This window comes from Vibrio sp. bablab_jr001 (genome assembly GCF_016464285.1).
GTDB classification, from domain to species: Bacteria; Pseudomonadota; Gammaproteobacteria; order Enterobacterales; family Vibrionaceae; genus Vibrio; species Vibrio fluvialis.
Window position 1 is genome coordinate 387,765 of sequence record NZ_JACDWZ010000046.1, and the last position, 16,743, is coordinate 404,507.

Consider the following 16,743-nt stretch of genomic DNA (forward strand, 5'->3'; position numbering starts at 1 on the left):
TGTGATTGAATAAGTGGATCCGGTGACCAGACTTCTCCATACTGACGATAAAAAAACGGGCCTAAGCCCGTTTTTTTATCTACATACTCCACAGGATCAGCGCCAGGATTTGCGGCGAGAGGATCCTTAAACACATCACCAGTGGATAGACCGTAGCGTAGGCGAGGGCAGAAGCGCCGCTCTCTTCGTGAATGGCGTTGGCAAAAGCCAGCGCTGGTGGATCGGTCATCGAACCAGCCAGCATGCCGCAGATAGTCAGGTAGTTAATGTGGCCGAGTACGCGAGCCAGAATGCCGACCGTGATGAGCGGAATCGCGGTGATCAACACGCCGTAGCCCATCCAACTTACGCCGTCACCTTGTACCAGCGTTTCGACAAAGTTCCCGCCGGATTTAAGCCCGACCACGGCCAGAAATAGCACGATACCGATTTCACGCAGCGCTAAGTTGGCGCTTGGTGGCATAAACCAGTACATCTTACCGATGCTACCAATACGGGCGAGGATCAACGCGACAATCAGCGGGCCGCCCGCTAAACCAAGTTTAATCGCGGCAGGAAAGCCCGGCAGATAGAACGGAATCGAGCCCAGCAAGACACCTAAACCGATACCTACGAACACTGGCAGCATTTGCACCTGTTGCAGCTTTTGGTGCGCGTTACCCACCATGCCACTCACGGCTTCAATCGCTTCCTGACGACCAACCAGATTGAGAATGTCACCAAATTGCAGCGTTGAATTGCTGGTGGGAACCAGCTCGATACCCGCACGGTTTAAGCGTGACACGACGACGTCGTACTTCTCTTTTAAATCCAAATCGCGCAGCTTTTTACCCAGCACAATTTCATTGGTCACCACCAAACGCTGCACGCGCAGTTCGGTGCCACGGGTAGAGAGTGAAGCATCGACTTCTTCCCCAATCACCAGACGGGCTTTTTCCAGCGCTTTTTTGTCGCCGACCAAATGCAGCAGGTCGTTCACTTCAACGCGGGAATCGGGTTTTGGTACATGAAGTTGTTCACCGCGTTTGAGGCGGGAGCAAACAATATCGCCTTCGCTAAGCGCAGGAATGTCTTTCAGCAGCAAGCCGTTTAAGTTGGGGTTTTTGATCGCAACGTTAATGGTGTGCAGGCTCTCTTTTTTGTGGCCGTTGTGGGTTTCAAACTCCTCGGCTTCGTTGTTGACGTTGACGCGGAAAATCATGCGCAGCAGCCACATCGTGAGCAGAATGCCGCAGATACCGAACGGATAAGCGATAGCGTAACCCATACCAGTGAGATCCAGCAGGTTGCTCTGCTCACCCAGTTCGGTCAGGATTTGCTGTCCGGCACCGAGCGATGGCGTATTGGTCACCGCACCGGAAAAGACGCCGAGAATGACGGGCAGTGGGACATCAAACACATAGTAAAGCGCGACGGTTACCGCACAACCGAGCAGAACGATAAGGGCCGCAAAGCCGTTGAGTTTGAGCCCGGAACTTCTCAATGAAGAGAAAAAACCGGGGCCGACCTGTATTCCGATAGTGTAAACAAACAGAATGAGGCCAAACTCCTGAATGAAGTGAAGGGTTTCGTAGTTGAGTTTGACGCCCCAAGCACCGGTGAAGTGACCAACCAGAATGCCGCCAAACAGCACTCCGCCGATCCCCAAACCGACGCCATAAACACGCCAATTCCCAATCCACAGACCCAACACCGCTACCAGCGCGAGGATGCTGATAGAGAGCGCGATATCACTCATAGCGAGTCTCCTGATCAATTAAAAATCATGATGGGCAAACGTGATTGAACAGCAGACAGGGGTAGGCGTAAGAACTGCGACAGTAAAACTGCAAGCGTGGTTAGGTCTACAGCTGAGGGGTTCAAATACGGAAGGTGAGAAATGGCTCTCGGTTCCGTTTTGTTGTTGCCCTGAACTGATTACCAGTAATACTGCAATGGTGCATAAAAGTTAACCGTGGTTATGCAAAATTGTGCACCTTAACGGATATTGGCTTATTGTGATAACTATTTGTTACTTAAGGGTAAAAAGAGTTTAAGAAAAGTGCCGAAAGTGAATGGAATGCGACAAAATATCCAGCCACAACGAGCCACAAAAGTGTGTGACACATGACGGTTTTTACGCCGTCATAGGAGGATGAAAACTGGAAAATTAAAGACAGGTTTTGCGTGGTTTAATGGTTACGGATTTTGCTTCGCCAGTATTGATACAATCCATCGATATCGCCGGAGGTCAGCAGTTTCATTGCACCTTTAAGCTGTGCATCACACCAGTGCCACCACTGCATTTCCAGTAGCTTTTCGATTTGCTCGGGCTCAAAACGAAAGCGAATGTGTTTGGCTGGGTTTGAACCGACGATTTCATATGGCGCGACATCTTTGGTCACCACCGCCCGACTGGCAATCACGGCACCATCACCTATGGTGACACCGGCCATGATCATCGCTTCTGAACCAATCCACACATCATTGCCAATCACGGTATCGCCCGAGCGGACAAAGCCATCAGCGGCATCGGTGAAGTGTTCGTTTTCCATATAGAAAAACGGGAACGTACTGATCCAGTCCGTGCGGTGGCCCTGATTGCCCGCCATCATGAATACCGCACCAGAACCGATGGAGCAGAATGCGCCGATGATCAGTCGATCCACATCATCGCGATCTGGGTTCAGGTAGCGGACACAATCGTCGAAACTGTGGCCGTGATAATAGCCGGAATAGTAACTGTGGCGGCCAACGTGAATATTGGGATTGGTCACCTGCTCAGTTAACGGTTTGCCTGAAAACGGGCTGTCAAAGTAGTTGCTCACAGCGGTTCCTGTTGGTTAGTTTGCCGTTTTGTCGCTCGAAACATAATGGGCGAGTGTAAATGATTAGGCCGACAGTTGCCCACTGGCGTGTTGCAGTAGCTGGCTGATCAGTTCGGTGTTGTAGGCTGGTTCACCCAATTGGCGGCAGTTTTCAATCACCGGATCGCAGATTTCGTGAATCTCCATCGGGCGGCCTTTCTCGCGATCGACCAGCATGGACGTTTTGATCGGGTCAAACTGACAGATCAGTTCGAACATGGCATCGACATCCTGCTTAGTCATTGTTACACCTGCGACACTCGCTGCGCGCGCGGTTTCCTGCATGATGGCATGCACTGTGCGGCGTAGCACCGGATCGCGCGTCACCACGCCAGTGTCTTTCATCGTCAGCGCGGTAATCGGATTGACCGCATTATTGATCATCAGTTTGCGCCACAATGCGTAACTCACATCGTCATACAACTGGTTGGGGATACCTGAATCGCTGAACACGTTCGCAAGCTGCTTTAGAAATGGCTGCATAGCCGGGTTTTGCGCGGCGTTCGGCCAAGCACCGAAATCAATCTGCGCCATGCCGGTGGCTTCCACCACTCCGGGCTTGAGCACATGGGCGCCGATTTTGACCGCCAGGCCACCAATCGTGCGCTCAACGCCGAGCGCATCGGCAATTACTTGTTCGTTGGTGACACCATTTTGAATCGATAACATTGGCACCGGGCTGGATGCGAGCCAGCTTTGCATCTGTTCAAGAATCGGCGCCGTGGTGCTGCCTTTGGAAGCGAGGATCAGCAGATCGAAATCAGCGGCGTTAGAGTGCTCGCAAAGGCCTGCGATGTCAGTGGCGTTCACTTTGCCTGCAAAAGAAAAATCGGGATGAGTCAGCGATAGCCCTTGGGTTTTCAGAGCCTCGAGGTGCGCGCCACGGGCGACCAGAACCACATCGTGCCCCGCGTTGAGCAAGCGCGCTGCGTAATAACATCCAATGCCGCCAGCGCCTAAAATTGCGAATTTCAAGGTTCTCCTCCTGTGACCTTGTTAATCTGAGTCAACAGGTTAAACCTTATCTGCTTACGCGACCAGCGCTTTGACTGGGCATACAAAGCTTTGAAATATTGCACACCGGGTAAAGAAGTTGTGGCGTATCATTAGTTATTGCTACCAAACGGAACGGATGATGAGCTCAGATAAACGTTGTTTCTTCGCACTGACTTTTGCTGATGAAGCCAAGGCGCGGCTTAGCCAAGAGCGGGACACGCTAAAAGCACATGCAGACAACGGCACGTTTACCCACAGCGAAAATTTTCATCTCACGCTGGAATTTATCGGTGACGTTGCAAGTGAGCATTTACCCACGCTCAAAGGCTTATTGCATGAGCTTGAATGTGCGCCGATGGTGCTGCGTATTGATCGTCTTGGCCATTTCAATATCAAAGGCCGTCAGCTTGTCTGGCTGGGAGTGGCTGAACACCTGCCACTGATGACGCTGCAATCGGAGTTGAGAATGAAGCTGGTTGATACGCCTTTCAGCCCGGAAAATCGATCTTACATTCCGCACATTACGCTGGGCAGACATGTGGTACTTAATACCAGCTTGAAAGCGCTGCATATTAAACCCTTTACGTTACCTGTACACTCCATTGCGTTGATGGAAAGCAAGCGGGTGGACAACAAACTGATTTACGAAGCGCTGGAGGAAGTTCTCCTCTCACCATGAACAAAGACTGTTCATTTATGAAATCAATGACATAATGATTGCTGTTCGGAATTCACTCAATGCAGGATAGCGCTTATGTTTGTGGTCTCTCTGACTTATCTGGTTGACTTGGCGGATGTGGAACCGCATCTCGCGGATCATATTGATTATCTGGATCGTTACTACGCTTCGGGGCATTTTCTCGCCTCTGGACGTAAAGAACCACGCACTGGTGGTGTTATTCTTGCTCAGGCTGAAAGCCGGGCGGATCTCGATGCGGTGCTGGCGCAGGATCCGTTTTTTGTGCACGGGCTCGCGGCTTACGATGTGACCGAATTTGTCGCCAGCAAAACGGCGCCGCAATTAGCGTGGTTGCGCACAACATAAGGCGATAGAGAGAATGAACCAATTTCTGAAATCCATCCTGCAATCGCTGGTGGTGATTGTGGCGATAGCGGCGGCAGCAAAACTGACCATTCCTTATTTTGCTGATATCACTTGGGTTGATTATATTGCCTTCACTGGTGCGGCTGCGATTGGACTTGGCTACATCACCTACGATAAGGTTCCTGGTCAGGCGGTGTCGTCTTCTACCTCAATGGCTGATGTTGATTTGGCGAGATATGATAGGGATAGCACAGAAGTGTACAACAACCTGAGCTTTTCGCTGTCTGTGGGTATCGCTGGCTTTTTATTGTTACTTATCAGTGGCCTTATGGTGTGGCTGGGGTAAGCGTGTGTTTTCAATCAAGGAAGAATGATGAGTATTGAACTGTGGATGATGTTTGCTCTGGCGTATCTGGCGACCACGTTGACACCAGGGCCGAACGTACTGCTAGTGCTGAAAAATGCGGTGCAGTATGGCTGGCGCACCACCTTTGTCACTGTGTTGGGTAATCTCAGCTGTCAGTTGATTATTGTCTGCTTGGTGGCTCTCGGCGTGGGAGAACTGCTGAGTAAAATGCCGATGTGGTTTTTGGTGATGAAAGTGCTTGGCGGCGCCTACCTGATTTACCTTGGCGTTAAAGCTTTGCGTCAGAAACAACAAGGCTTGCCGATCATCGAACGTAAAGCCAACGGCGCGAAAAAGAGCAATCGCCAACTGTTTCGCCAATCTTTTCTAGTGTCCGCCAGTAATCCGAAAACTATGATCTTTCTGTCAGCTTTTTTACCACAGTTTCTCGATGTAACGCACCCGCATAGCGAGCAGTTTGCCGTGATGTTTTTGACCATCGCGGTGACGGTAACGTCGGTACATCTGGCCTATGTGTGGTTAGTGACACAACTGGGGCAGAAAGTCAGTCGTGGCCGCTTTGAACAGGTCATGGCTAAAGTGAGCGGCAGCTTGTTCATTACCATGGGTGGCGGTGTGCTGCTGAGTTCACGTTCCTGATTTGACTCGTCTTCCTTATAAATTGGCCGTTGGTCTTCACGCTTCTGCTTGTTAAGATGGCGGCCTGATCCTTTCAACGACAATTCCATACGATGAGACTAGACAGCCGCCTTTCACGAGTTCTGCATATTCTGTTGCATCTGGTTAAACAGCCGATGACGTCAGAGCAGTTTGCCACCATGCTCGGCACCAATGCGGTGGTGATTCGTCGCACCATGGCGGGCCTGCGTGAAGCGGGTTATGTCACTTCGGCCAAAGGGCAGGGCGGGGGTTGGACACTCTCTTGTGATTTACAGCGTGTGACGCTGTTGGATATTTATCAGGCGGTCGGGGAACCAAAGATTTTCTCGATCGGTTTTGATAACGCCAACCCCAACTGCGTGGTCGAAAAAGCGGTGAATGCTTCGCTGCGAGAAGTGTTGCAAGAGGCCGAATCGCTGTTGCTTAAGCGTTTTTCGCAAATCTCTCTGGCTGACCTGAGTCAGGAATTCATCGCTCAACTTGAGTAGATTCTCTCAAACCATGCTGCTTAAAAAATAACCTTGTAAATTTTGGTGTTGATCTCGCTTATCTCATATTGTAACTTTTTGAGTTACGTTAGGAGGCGTGCTTATGAATACACTAATTGACCAAGAATTACTGCACAGTATTTGGGTTTGTTTGGTACTGGCCATCGGGGCCGCCAGCATTTCCATCACCATCACTCAAACCGAGCTGTTTGCACCGCTGCGTGCGTTCACTGAACGTTTGGGACACATGACAGGTTACCTGTTTCGCTGCTTTTACTGCATGAGCCATTGGGTGGTGATTGCCGGTGTTGCGATATACCAGCCCGTGGTGGTCCAAAGCTCATATTGGCTGGTGGATCTAATTGTGTCGGCATTTTTTACCATCACGCTGAGCAGCTTTTTCAGCGGTCTGATGTTTAAGGTTTTTCAGGCAGCGATGGGTAAGAAAATCAAGGAAATAGAGGTCAAAGCACTGATGGCCGCGCAGGCTGAAAGTACTGCTGCACCCGTTTCTGACGCAGTCAAAGCAAAAGCGTAATATTTGGAGTATGCAGAGCCAAAAGGAATTGGATCTGCACACTCCACGCTGTCGAAGGTTGAACTACACTGTAGGAGGTATTCAACCGGAACAAGCGAGAATGACGATGAACAAATGGACAACGGCATGGCTGATTGGTTTAACCTGCAGTTTCTCGGTATTTGCATTTGCTCATGCCAACGAGAAAAGTAATTCGATGATGTCGGACAATGCTCAGCAAGGCCAAGGCATGATGCAAGGTCAAAGCATGATGATGGACGACGAAGACATGGATGCCATGCATGAAAAGATGGGTATGTCGGATGAAGAGCGCGAAGAGTACATGAGTAAACTCAAAGCGTGTGAGAAAGATGGCCGCAGTGCGAAAGAGTGTGAAGCGAAAATGGACCGTCAGATGAAGCAGGATGGTAAATCGGGCTCAATGCACAAAGAATCCAAAGAAAAGAGCAAAGACAAAGCCAACAAATCGATGGATAAAGCCAATTCCAAAGCGATGACGGCACAAGAGCGTGAAGAGTACATGATGAAACTCAAAGCCTGTGAGAAAGATGGCCGCAGCGCGAAAGAGTGTGAAGCAAAACTCGACCGAAAAATGGATCAAGACAAAATGATGAAGAAAGACAAGGAACAGAAAAGTAAAACATACTGAGCCGAACGTGTTCTTTCATCCCGGGGCGAACGTAGCGTTCGCCTTTGTTTTGTCAAAGATTTAACCTTCCTAAGGATGCCGAAACGGGGCAAGCGTGGCACAATATCAGCCTCAATTTCATTCTCCCGAACTTATGAACGACCTTCATTTTTATGTGGCCGCTATTGTGGATCACAATGCGCTTGTGACCATTGCCAAGCGTGAAATCACCGAAGAAATCACGTTGGATGACAACGGAGAACAGCTCTGTACTCGTGAGCAGACGGTAACGTTCTCCAACGGGGTTGTCGTTCACCAGTCGGTTGAGCAAACGTTCGAGCATTCATTGAATGAGATGGTGTGTGCGGAGTGCTGGATCAGTTATCACGTCGTGCATGAACCTGAGACAATAAATATCACGCCCAAGCGCAAGCATTTTATTAATACGTGTCAGCAGTCATTCTGGTTGAACATTCGTCGCATGCAGTAATAGTGACGGTAATGTCATTGCTAGCGTTCAGGCTGAAGTGGTTTAAGCTTACTAAAAACAAACATTGGCTGAGATATAACAATAAGTGAAAGGCAAAATAACACGTTGGCATGACGACAAGGGGTATGGATTTATTACTGCTCCGGACGGCAAGAGTAAAATCTTTGTTCATGTTTCAGCCATGAAAAGCAGATCCAAACGATTGGCGAAAAACGATACCGTGCTGTTCGATATTGAACAGGACAGTAAAGGTCGGTTGAATGCGGTCAATGTGGAGCTGACAGGGTTGAAAGCCTTATCGCTGACCACTTTGTTCGGTGGCACGTTTTTGGTCTTTGTCTCTGGCGCTACGCTGTTGCTGGGCGGATCCGTGCTGTTTATTCCGCTTTACTTGGTGATGAGCATCCTGACCTACAAGGCTTATGCAAGCGACAAGCGGGCTGCCGAACATGGCAACTGGCGCACTCCAGAAAGTCAGTTGCACGCTATGGCGCTGGCGGGTGGCTGGCCCGGAGCGCTGCTGGCACAAAGTCAGCTTCGGCATAAATCGAAAAAGCAGCCATTTAAAACCATTCTGTGGCTGACCATTTTCATCAATATCGCCGGATTTATCTGGACGCTTTCCCAACCCGGACACGAAGTGATCAGTCGGCTGACGCATCTGATTCTGTGATTCGCGTTTGCGAAACCCATTTCAAAAACGCCCGCGCGAAATCAATGCAGCGGGCGTTTTAGGTTTGTAGACTGAACCTTCTGTTACGGAGGTTTATTCAGTGAGCGACAAGAACATTCAGCAGATCATTGCCAGTTTCACGTCGATTGAGCAAGCGCTGACCTATTTCGACATCGACTTTGATAGCCGATTTATCGAAGAGTATCGTGAGCCGCTCGTCAAACGTTTTAATGGCTATTTACTGCTGGAAAAGCCGCAGGATTGGTTTGCGGCCCGGCGGGCGCTGAAAAACGCGTATTGCAAAATTCAGCGTGGCCGATTGGATCCACATACGCGTTCTGCGTGTCGGGGCTGCACATCCTGTCAGCGCCGCTGAACTAAGTTTGGTTAGATGTTCTGTTATTGAGATAGCGATAAAGAAAGCGGGTATCGAGCCCTTTGAGCCGCATGCGCAGCTCTATCTGGCGAAGTTTAAAGAGCGCGTCAACATGCTCGTCACTACCTGACTGACACTGGGCCAGCAAATCACACAGTTGCAGTGCCTGATTGCGCTCTGCCAATTCGGGCGGAATATAGCCAGCATTTTTCAGAATCCGATACCCCATTCTCAGCTCTGGCGGCACCATGCTGTCATCGTCCAAGCTCAACGGCTCGCCCTTACCGGGTAGGTCACTGAGTTGACCCTCATCCAAGGCTGCCTGAATGCGCTGCTCTGCAATTCTGTCGACCAATAGGCTCATGGTTGCGCTCCTTCTTATCCGGTCAGCTTACGCCTGCAATCCGTCAGGTCAAGCCGGGTAATGATTCTCGGTGTCGTCAGCTTCGTATATACCAAGTGGTGAAGGATTTCCTAATCCGAAAAGGGTCTGATAAAGTGACTTTCGAGCGTAAGACAGGGACAACAGGAAGTGTGAACATGAAACGAATCTATCGCGTTGCTGAGAAACCGCTTAAACAGTCGGCGAAATGGCTGGTGTTGGCAACGGGTGCGCTGCTGAGTGCCTGTACGCAAAGTGACTGGCGTACAGCAAGCCGTGAACCTGCTGGGATCGCGCCAGACCCACAGAATAATCGCCAGGCAGTGATAGAGTTTTACGCCGCAGACGCGTTTAGCTGGCGTGGCTGGTTTGCGGTGCATACCTGGATGGCCGTCAAACCACAAAACGCTGAGGAATACACCGTGTATGAGGTCGTGGGGTGGCGAGTCGATCGCGGTCAGCCTGCTTTGTACCAGTATCAAACCGCTACGCCCGACCGCTATTGGTATGGCGCGCGACCAGAAAAAGTGCTCTCCATTCAGGGTGAGAAAGCCGCACAACTGATCCCGAAAGTGCAGGATGTGGTGGCGGTTTATCCGTGGGCGAACGAATACACGCTGTTTCCCGGGCCGAACAGTAATACATTCCCGGCTTGGGTTGGGCGTCAAGTACCGGAGTTAGGGCTGAAAATGCCGTTTAGCGCCATCGGCAGTGGATATGGCAAGTAGAAAATTGCTGACGAGTTTGGAAGGTGTTCATCAGGTCGCTTTATTTGCAGGGGCTGAGCCGATAGAATGCGCAAAACGCAAAAGAAAGTAGACATCTCATGGCAAAACTTACGCTCCAGGAGCAAATGTTAAAAGCAGGTTTGGTGAACGAGAAGAAATTCAAGAAAGTCACCAAAGGCGCAAAGAAATCGCGCGTTCAGTCGCGCGAAGTCAAAGCTGCGGTTGAAGAGCAAAAACGCCAACAGCAAGAGCGCGATAAAGAACTGAACACGCAAAAGAACGAAGCACGTTTGAGTAAAGAAATTCAGTCGCAGGTGAAACAGCTGATTGAACTCAACAAGCTCAACACCAAAGATGGCGACATCAAATACAACTTCACCGATGGTACCCTGGTGAAATCCCTTTACGTCACCTCGCTGCTTCGTGAACAACTGATCAAAGGCATCGTAGCGATTGCCCGCTACGAAGACACTTACGTGGTCATTCCTAGCAGTGTGGCGAACAAAATTGCCCAACGTGATGAGCAAACCATCATTGAACAGCAGGTTGCGTCCAGTGATGTGGTGGATGAAGATGATCCATACGCAGAGTTCGTCGTGCCGGATGACCTGATGTGGTAGTGACGGTGTTGTGAAAGGAAAAAGCCCGGACAGTGATTGTCCGGGCTTTTTTTGGGCGGGGATTAAGCAAACTTATAACAGGTCAGTGATGGCAATCCCTAAGCCAAAGCGCTGCTGATTGTGGTTGTAATCAATCAGGTTTTCGCCGTAGCCAGTGGAATATTTCGCGTAGCCACGGACTTTGCCCCAAATCGGGAACGTGAGACCGAGTTCGGCATAACCTTTGTTAGTGGCGAAGTTTTCCCGCCCGGTGAAGTTAATTGCCAGATCATCCCATTTGTAGGCACCAGTCAGCTCAAAGTGGCCCATGTAATCGAGGATATCCGGGTTGTCATCGCCATTGGGATCGTCCGCGCTGGTTTTGTCTTTTTCCGGAATACGCCACCACGGGCGCAGGTTGAGAGCCAAGCGATTCTTCTCGTAGGTCAGTGACGCATAAATGCGGTTCCAACTGCGTGAGAGATCCTGCCTTTGGCCATTCGATTGGTGCTCAATACCGAACCCAAGCCAGGTATTGCCACCAAACGGTTGCCAACGGGTCGGCGTGAAATAAAACAGCTCGGGCTGATAATCGGTTTCACGGAAAGGGCGCGAAATCGATTCAGAATAGACCTGCCAGTACGAGCGCAGGGTAAATCCAAAGAACAGCGCATCATCTTCAAACAGCAAATCGGTGTAGTTGAGCGGGACTTTAAAACTGATTTGAAACTCCGATTCTGCTTTGCGCAGCCCATCGGCCCAGCCAGTGTCTTCATACGCTTTACGATTAATGCTGTCGGTATAGACGATAGGCAGAATGTAGTTCATGCGGTGCGCCGTCATTACAAATGGGCGGAACTCGGTGCTTTTTTCCGATTCGCGCCGCTGACTCAGCAAGTCTTCCTGTTCTGCCGGGGCGGGCTGTTCACTCATCGACTGGCAGCGCTCACGCACCTGATCAATGGTCATTTCACCGCTGTGTGATTTGGTGGTGGTCAGCAGACACTGGTCATACTCGCTGAGTTCTTGCGCCTTCAGCAAAGGCGACATAAGCAGCGTCGTGGCTAGCAGTGTCGTCTTCATGGTTGCGTCCATGTCACTTCCTTAGCATTCAATTAGGGTAAGCCTCTGTATTATAAATGGGCTTTGAAAGCAGGACGTAAGAGTATTGTTATTCGGACGCTAAAAACGATAACTGTGATGGTTGGTCAGCCTTGAATCCATCCATTAAGTCTGAATAGGAAACATTACCTATTGATAATGTCATGATTGACAGCATAGCGGTTGGCCTTGCATCATGCCGGATTATCTTAAGCGGAAAGTGCGCCCATCGCCGGGAAAGCTGCCGCAATTTGTCCGAGATGTACTCATGTCTAAGTTGTTTAAATGGTTGGTGTTGCTGAGCACGGGTTTTCTTGTGGTGTTTGGCTATTTAGGATTTCATTCGTATCGTGCGCTCACGTTCATGGACCATGGCTTGCAATGGTTCTGGGTGGACAGTCAGTTCATCAGCCTGGATACCACCGCAATGCAGAGCGCGCGGGAACATCATTCCAAACAGCTGATATACCGCCAGGTCGATGTTGATCATCATCTGGCGATCTTCCTCAACACCACCAACAATGGGCATTTCTTGTTTACCTTCGTGAAGGATGCACCATGCGATTCGGCGATGCCGTATCAGGCTCAGCTTACCGTCAACAATGAAGCGAGTGAGACCGTCACATTTGATTGTAAAACGCCGGAGAGTGCGGTTTATCGTCTTGCCAAACCGAAGTTCACTCAACTGCAACTAACCAATGCGGATTTTCACTTCAAGCTTGATCTGAGTCTGTGGGATCTCAAAGCACTGAAAAAAGACGATTACATGCAGCACAACTATCGCTTTTTCCAGCAACACAGCAACGAAACGGTGTACCCGTGGGATCGCGACTAAGCGTTTTTGCTTATCTTGTCTGGCGTTCAAGCCAGATGTTATGCAATCCCTGCTCAAAGGTTGTGATCTGAAAAGCGGGAAAGCGCTGCTTGAACTTGTCTGAAACAAAAATATTGTCGGTTTTGTAGCGGGGTAACAGCTCTGCCGCGTCGCGAATGGTTGGACTGACTTTGCCGGCTAACCAGAGTTGCCACTGTTTTAACTCGCGATATTTGGGCTGTGCGCCGAAAGTTGTGGCAGCCAGAGCGACAAATTCACGGTAAGTCAGACGGTTATCATCGCACGGCAAGTGCCATGTTTGGCCATAAGCATCGGGTGTGTTGCCCAGCAAAGCCATCGCACGACTGGCATCCGGAGTGTAAATCAGGCTGCGTTTGACATCATCACGCAGGAACACTTTGGCTGTTTTGCCTCTCAGCAAGCTGTCGATGATGGTGGAATTGGTAACACTCTGCGTTTTTCCCGGACCGTAAAATTCCGGAGCGCGGCAAATCACGGCGTTTACTCTTCCTTGCTCCATCGCTTCCAGCAGCATGCGCGTAATCAGAGCGCGAACGTTTCCTTTACCACCGTTTGGTTGAAACGGCGTGTTTTCATGTTGTGGCACGTTGGTTTGCGGATACATGTAGGTATTGTCGAAATAAACCAGTTTTGCCCCTTGTGTTTCACATGCCGCAATCACATTGCGCATCAATGTCGGCCATTGCGCCATCCATAGCTGTGTATCCATTGGTAGTCCAGCGGTCAGGTAAACAGTCTCTGAACCTTCCACTGCGCGCAATGTTTGTTCCGGGTCGAGCAGATCGGCCTGAAATAGCTGGTCGGTGTCATTCACTTTCTGCGGGCGACGGCTGACCAAGCGAATGTCGCTGGTGAAGTCTCGTCTGAGGCTCAGGGCCAGTTCACTGCCAATTTGTCCATTGGCGCCTAATATTGTTTGCATCGTTAACTTCTCTTCAATCAGGAGTGGTGATGAGACATCCTAAGGTTAAAGTTAAGTTTAGAGTCAATCCTGATAGTGCTGTTGGTGTGTATTCATCTTAGGCCAATAAAAAAGGCGAACCTTAAGGTTCGCCTTTTGCGTGTACGTTAAAAACGTAATTACTCTTGGTAATTCTCAATGCTCGGGCAAGAGCAAATCAGGTTACGGTCGCCGTAGACGTTGTCGACACGGTTGACTGTTGGCCAGTACTTCGAGGCTTTCGCTTGCGCGGAAGGGAAGCAGGCGATTTCGCGCGAGTACGGGTGAACCCATTCGTCGCTTGAAAGGTCAACTTGTGTATGCGGTGCGTTCACCAGTGGGTTGTCTGCCAGTGGCCATACACCAGAATGAACTTGGTTGATCTCTTCGCGAATCGCGATCATCGCATCACAGAAGCGATCCAGCTCCGCGAGATCTTCTGATTCTGTTGGTTCAACCATCAGCGTGCCCGCAACCGGGAACGACATAGTTGGCGCGTGGAAACCGTAGTCCATCAGACGTTTTGCGATGTCTTCTTCGCTAATGCCGGTTTCTTCTTTCAGCGGACGGATGTCGATAATACATTCGTGCGCAACGCGGCCATTCGCACCACGGTACAGAACAGGATAGTGAGGACGCAGACGCTCCATCACATAGTTCGCGTTCAGAATCGCCACTTCAGTCGCGTTGGTCAGGCCTTCTGCGCCCATCATCGCGATGTAAGCCCAAGAGATTGGCAGAATAGAGGCGCTACCCAGATCCGCGGCAGAAACAGCGAAATCTGTGCCTTCCAGGCCGCCTTCAATGTGACCCGGCAGGAATGGTGCCAGATGCGATTTCACACCGATAGGACCCATACCCGGGCCGCCGCCGCCGTGAGGAATACAGAACGTTTTGTGCAGGTTCAGGTGCGAGACATCAGAGCCGATAAAGCCTGGCGACGTCAGACCAACCTGAGCGTTCATGTTCGCGCCGTCCAGGTAAACCTGACCGCCAGCGGCATGTACCATTTCGCACACCTGACGAACCTGTTCTTCGTACACACCGTGTGTAGAAGGGTAGGTGATCATGATGGCAGACAGGTTGTCTTTGTGTTTTTCGATTTTCTCTGCAAGGTCAGCGATATCCACGTTACCGTTGTCATCACATTTCACCACCACGACTTTCATCGAAACCATCGATGCGGTTGCCGGGTTAGTACCGTGCGCTGAGCTTGGGATCAGACAGACGTTACGATGACCTTCGCCACGGCTTTCGTGGTAGCGCTGAATCGCAATAAGACCTGCGTATTCGCCTGACGCACCCGAGTTTGGTTGCAGCGAGAATGCATCATAACCCGTGATTTCACACAGTTTCTCTTTCAGATCGCTGGCCAGAGCCGCATAACCTGCTGCTTGATCTTTGGGTGCGAATGGGTGAATGCAGCCAAATTCTGGCCAAGTCACCGGAATCATTTCTGCCGCTGCATTCAGCTTCATGGTACAGCTGCCCAGTGGGATCATGCCGTGCGTCAGAGAGAAGTCTTTGTTTTCCAGCTTTTTCAGGTAACGCATCATTTGCGTTTCGCTGTGGTGCGTGTTGAATACCGGGTGAGTCAGGTATTCAGACGTACGGCGACAGTTTTCTGGAATCGCAGCAAACTCGTTCGCTTCAATGGAGGCAGACAGAGCCTGAACGCTTTCGCTGACGCCGAACACGCCAAACAACGCTTCGATATCAGCGATGCTGGTGGTTTCATCTAAGCTGATGCCCAGTTGAACAGGCAATTTACGCAGGTTGATGTCGGCCTGCTGTGCTTTCTGGTACAGCGCGTCAGTGTTGGCACCTGAATTGATGGTGATGGTGTCGAAGAAGCTGTTGTGAGCCAGTTCGAAGCCAGCTTTGGTCAGTCCAGCGGCCAGAATCGCAGTCAGGTGGTGAGTGCGGCGAGCGATAGTACGCAGACCTTCAGCGCCGTGGAATACGGCGTAGAATGAGGCCATGTTTGCCAGCAGCGCCTGAGCGGTACAGATGTTGGAGGTCGCTTTCTCGCGGCGAATATGCTGCTCACGAGTTTGCATCGCCATACGCAGTGCCTGGTTGCCTTTAGCATCGATAGACACACCGATGACGCGGCCTGGCATGGTACGTTTGTACGCATCACGTGTTGCCATGAAGGCTGCGTGCGGACCGCCGTAACCCATCGGCACGCCGAAACGTTGTGCAGAACCGATCACTACGTCTGCGCCCATCTCGCCGGCAGGTTTCAGCAGCGTGCTGGCCAGCAGGTCAGTCGCGACCGTCACCAATGTCTTGTTCGCGTGCGCTTTATCGATGATGTCCGTCAGATCGCGAACTTCACCCGTGGTGCTTGGGTATTGCAGCAGAGCACCGAACACGTCTTGTTCTGCAAGGCAATCGATTGCGCCAACCTGAACTTCAAAACCCAGGAAAGCCGCACGAGTCTTCACCACTTCGATGGTTTGCGGGTGAACGTCGTCTGCCACATAGAAGACATTGCTCTTGCTCTTACCCGCGCGGTGACACAGTGCCATCGCTTCCGCAGCAGCGGTCGCTTCGTCCAGCAGAGAGGCGTTCGCGATTTCCATCCCCGTCAGATCCATCACCATTTGTTGATAGTTCAGCAGCGATTCAAGACGACCCTGAGAAATTTCTGGTTGGTATGGCGTGTAAGCGGTGTACCAGCCCGGGTTTTCCATCACGTTACGCAGAATGACGTTTGGCGTGAAAGTGTTGTAGTAACCCTGACCGATGAAAGTACGTTTGATTTGGTTTTGTTGTGCGAACGCTTTCATGGCAGTCAGCATGTCGGCTTCGCTTTTCGCTGGTGCAAGGCTCATTGGCTTTTCCAGACGAATGTTCGCTGGAACGGTTTCTGCAATCAGCGTTTCCAAAGAAGCCGCGTTGATCGCTTTGAGCATTTTCGCTTGGTCAGCGGTGTTTGGTCCGTTGTGGCGGGCAACAAACTCATTTTGAGTGCTTAGGCTGTGAAGTAATTCAGTCATTTTCCTTTACCTTGAAAAAAAGCCG

At 50.6% G+C, this 16,743-nt stretch carries 20 protein-coding genes; 13 read left to right on the forward strand and 7 right to left on the reverse strand.

Annotation, left to right across the window (positions count from 1 at the left end; all coding sequences use genetic code 11):
- Nucleotides 1–79: 79 nt before the first annotated feature.
- From JIG40_RS09090 to JIG40_RS09100, 3 genes are all read right to left on the reverse strand, one after another.
- Nucleotides 80–1,738 carry a putative transporter gene (locus tag JIG40_RS09090; RefSeq protein ID WP_020329078.1) on the reverse strand — a complete coding sequence of 553 codons (1,659 nt, stop codon included), beginning with the start codon at nt 1,736–1,738 and terminating at the stop codon, nt 80–82.
- Between the two features lie 433 nt (nt 1,739–2,171).
- Nucleotides 2,172–2,807: a type B chloramphenicol O-acetyltransferase gene (catB, locus tag JIG40_RS09095; RefSeq protein ID WP_199465192.1), complete on the reverse strand. Its 636-nt coding sequence runs from the start codon at nt 2,805–2,807 to the stop codon at nt 2,172–2,174.
- A 63-nt stretch (nt 2,808–2,870) separates the two neighbouring features.
- Complete coding sequence (locus JIG40_RS09100; RefSeq protein WP_199465193.1) at nt 2,871–3,821, reverse strand: 2-dehydropantoate 2-reductase; 951 nt, start codon at nt 3,819–3,821, stop codon at nt 2,871–2,873.
- A gap of 160 nt (nt 3,822–3,981) precedes the next feature.
- On the opposite strand from JIG40_RS09100, the gene thpR reads away from it, so the two are divergent.
- The 10 genes from thpR (at nt 3,982) to JIG40_RS09150 (ending at nt 9,107) form a co-directional block, all read left to right on the forward strand.
- On the forward strand, nt 3,982–4,521 hold the full coding sequence (gene thpR / locus JIG40_RS09105) for an RNA 2',3'-cyclic phosphodiesterase (protein WP_199465194.1): 540 nt from the start codon (nt 3,982–3,984) through the stop codon (nt 4,519–4,521).
- Nucleotides 4,522–4,596: 75 nt separating this feature from the next.
- Entirely contained in the window at nt 4,597–4,887 is a 291-nt protein-coding gene (locus tag JIG40_RS09110) for a YciI family protein (RefSeq protein ID WP_020329082.1), read from the forward strand.
- A gap of 13 nt (nt 4,888–4,900) precedes the next feature.
- A complete protein-coding gene (locus JIG40_RS09115) occupies nt 4,901–5,233 on the forward strand; it encodes a hypothetical protein (protein ID WP_199465195.1) in 333 nt (110 codons plus the stop codon).
- A gap of 27 nt (nt 5,234–5,260) precedes the next feature.
- A complete protein-coding gene (locus JIG40_RS09120; protein WP_199465196.1) occupies nt 5,261–5,893 on the forward strand; it encodes a LysE family translocator in 633 nt (210 codons plus the stop codon).
- 92 nt (nt 5,894–5,985) lie between these two features.
- On the forward strand, nt 5,986–6,402 hold the full coding sequence (locus JIG40_RS09125; protein ID WP_075990141.1) for an Rrf2 family transcriptional regulator: 417 nt from the start codon (nt 5,986–5,988) through the stop codon (nt 6,400–6,402).
- A 103-nt stretch (nt 6,403–6,505) separates the two neighbouring features.
- The gene (locus tag JIG40_RS09130) at nt 6,506–6,940 is read left to right on the forward strand and encodes a hypothetical protein (RefSeq protein ID WP_020329087.1); all 435 of its coding nucleotides are present in this window, start codon (nt 6,506–6,508) and stop codon (nt 6,938–6,940) included.
- A gap of 106 nt (nt 6,941–7,046) precedes the next feature.
- The gene (locus JIG40_RS09135; protein ID WP_199465197.1) at nt 7,047–7,589 is read left to right on the forward strand and encodes a hypothetical protein; all 543 of its coding nucleotides are present in this window, start codon (nt 7,047–7,049) and stop codon (nt 7,587–7,589) included.
- A 133-nt stretch (nt 7,590–7,722) separates the two neighbouring features.
- Nucleotides 7,723–8,058, forward strand: coding sequence for a hypothetical protein (locus JIG40_RS09140; protein WP_199465198.1), 336 nt, complete (start codon nt 7,723–7,725; stop codon nt 8,056–8,058).
- A gap of 85 nt (nt 8,059–8,143) precedes the next feature.
- Entirely contained in the window at nt 8,144–8,731 is a 588-nt protein-coding gene (locus JIG40_RS09145) for a cold shock and DUF1294 domain-containing protein (protein WP_020329090.1), read from the forward strand.
- A gap of 100 nt (nt 8,732–8,831) precedes the next feature.
- On the forward strand, nt 8,832–9,107 hold the full coding sequence (locus JIG40_RS09150; RefSeq protein ID WP_024375284.1) for a nitrogenase-stabilizing/protective protein NifW: 276 nt from the start codon (nt 8,832–8,834) through the stop codon (nt 9,105–9,107).
- Nucleotide 9,108: 1 nt separating this feature from the next.
- On the opposite strand, the gene JIG40_RS09155 is transcribed toward JIG40_RS09150, so the two are convergent.
- Complete coding sequence (locus JIG40_RS09155; RefSeq protein WP_199465199.1) at nt 9,109–9,471, reverse strand: DnaJ family domain-containing protein; 363 nt, start codon at nt 9,469–9,471, stop codon at nt 9,109–9,111.
- A gap of 176 nt (nt 9,472–9,647) precedes the next feature.
- On the opposite strand from JIG40_RS09155, the gene JIG40_RS09160 reads away from it, so the two are divergent.
- Together JIG40_RS09160 and JIG40_RS09165 are read left to right on the forward strand one after the other, a co-directional pair.
- Complete coding sequence (locus JIG40_RS09160; RefSeq protein WP_020430331.1) at nt 9,648–10,217, forward strand: DUF3750 domain-containing protein; 570 nt, start codon at nt 9,648–9,650, stop codon at nt 10,215–10,217.
- Nucleotides 10,218–10,315: 98 nt separating this feature from the next.
- A complete protein-coding gene (locus JIG40_RS09165) occupies nt 10,316–10,837 on the forward strand; it encodes a DUF2058 domain-containing protein (protein ID WP_199465200.1) in 522 nt (173 codons plus the stop codon).
- 72 nt (nt 10,838–10,909) lie between these two features.
- Here the strand turns inward: JIG40_RS09165 and JIG40_RS09170 are convergent, their stop codons facing one another.
- Complete coding sequence (locus JIG40_RS09170) at nt 10,910–11,911, reverse strand: phospholipase A (protein ID WP_020329097.1); 1,002 nt, start codon at nt 11,909–11,911, stop codon at nt 10,910–10,912.
- A 274-nt stretch (nt 11,912–12,185) separates the two neighbouring features.
- On the opposite strand from JIG40_RS09170, the gene JIG40_RS09175 reads away from it, so the two are divergent.
- The gene (locus JIG40_RS09175) at nt 12,186–12,752 is read left to right on the forward strand and encodes a hypothetical protein (RefSeq protein ID WP_233933373.1); all 567 of its coding nucleotides are present in this window, start codon (nt 12,186–12,188) and stop codon (nt 12,750–12,752) included.
- Between the two features lie 10 nt (nt 12,753–12,762).
- Here the strand turns inward: JIG40_RS09175 and JIG40_RS09180 are convergent, their stop codons facing one another.
- Nucleotides 12,763–13,695 (reverse strand): SDR family oxidoreductase, encoded by a 933-nt coding sequence (locus JIG40_RS09180; RefSeq protein WP_199465201.1) that lies wholly within the window; start codon nt 13,693–13,695, stop codon nt 12,763–12,765.
- Nucleotides 13,696–13,853: 158 nt separating this feature from the next.
- Entirely contained in the window at nt 13,854–16,718 is a 2,865-nt protein-coding gene (gene gcvP / locus JIG40_RS09185; RefSeq protein WP_199465202.1) for an aminomethyl-transferring glycine dehydrogenase, read from the reverse strand.
- Nucleotides 16,719–16,743: the final 25 nt, after the last annotated feature.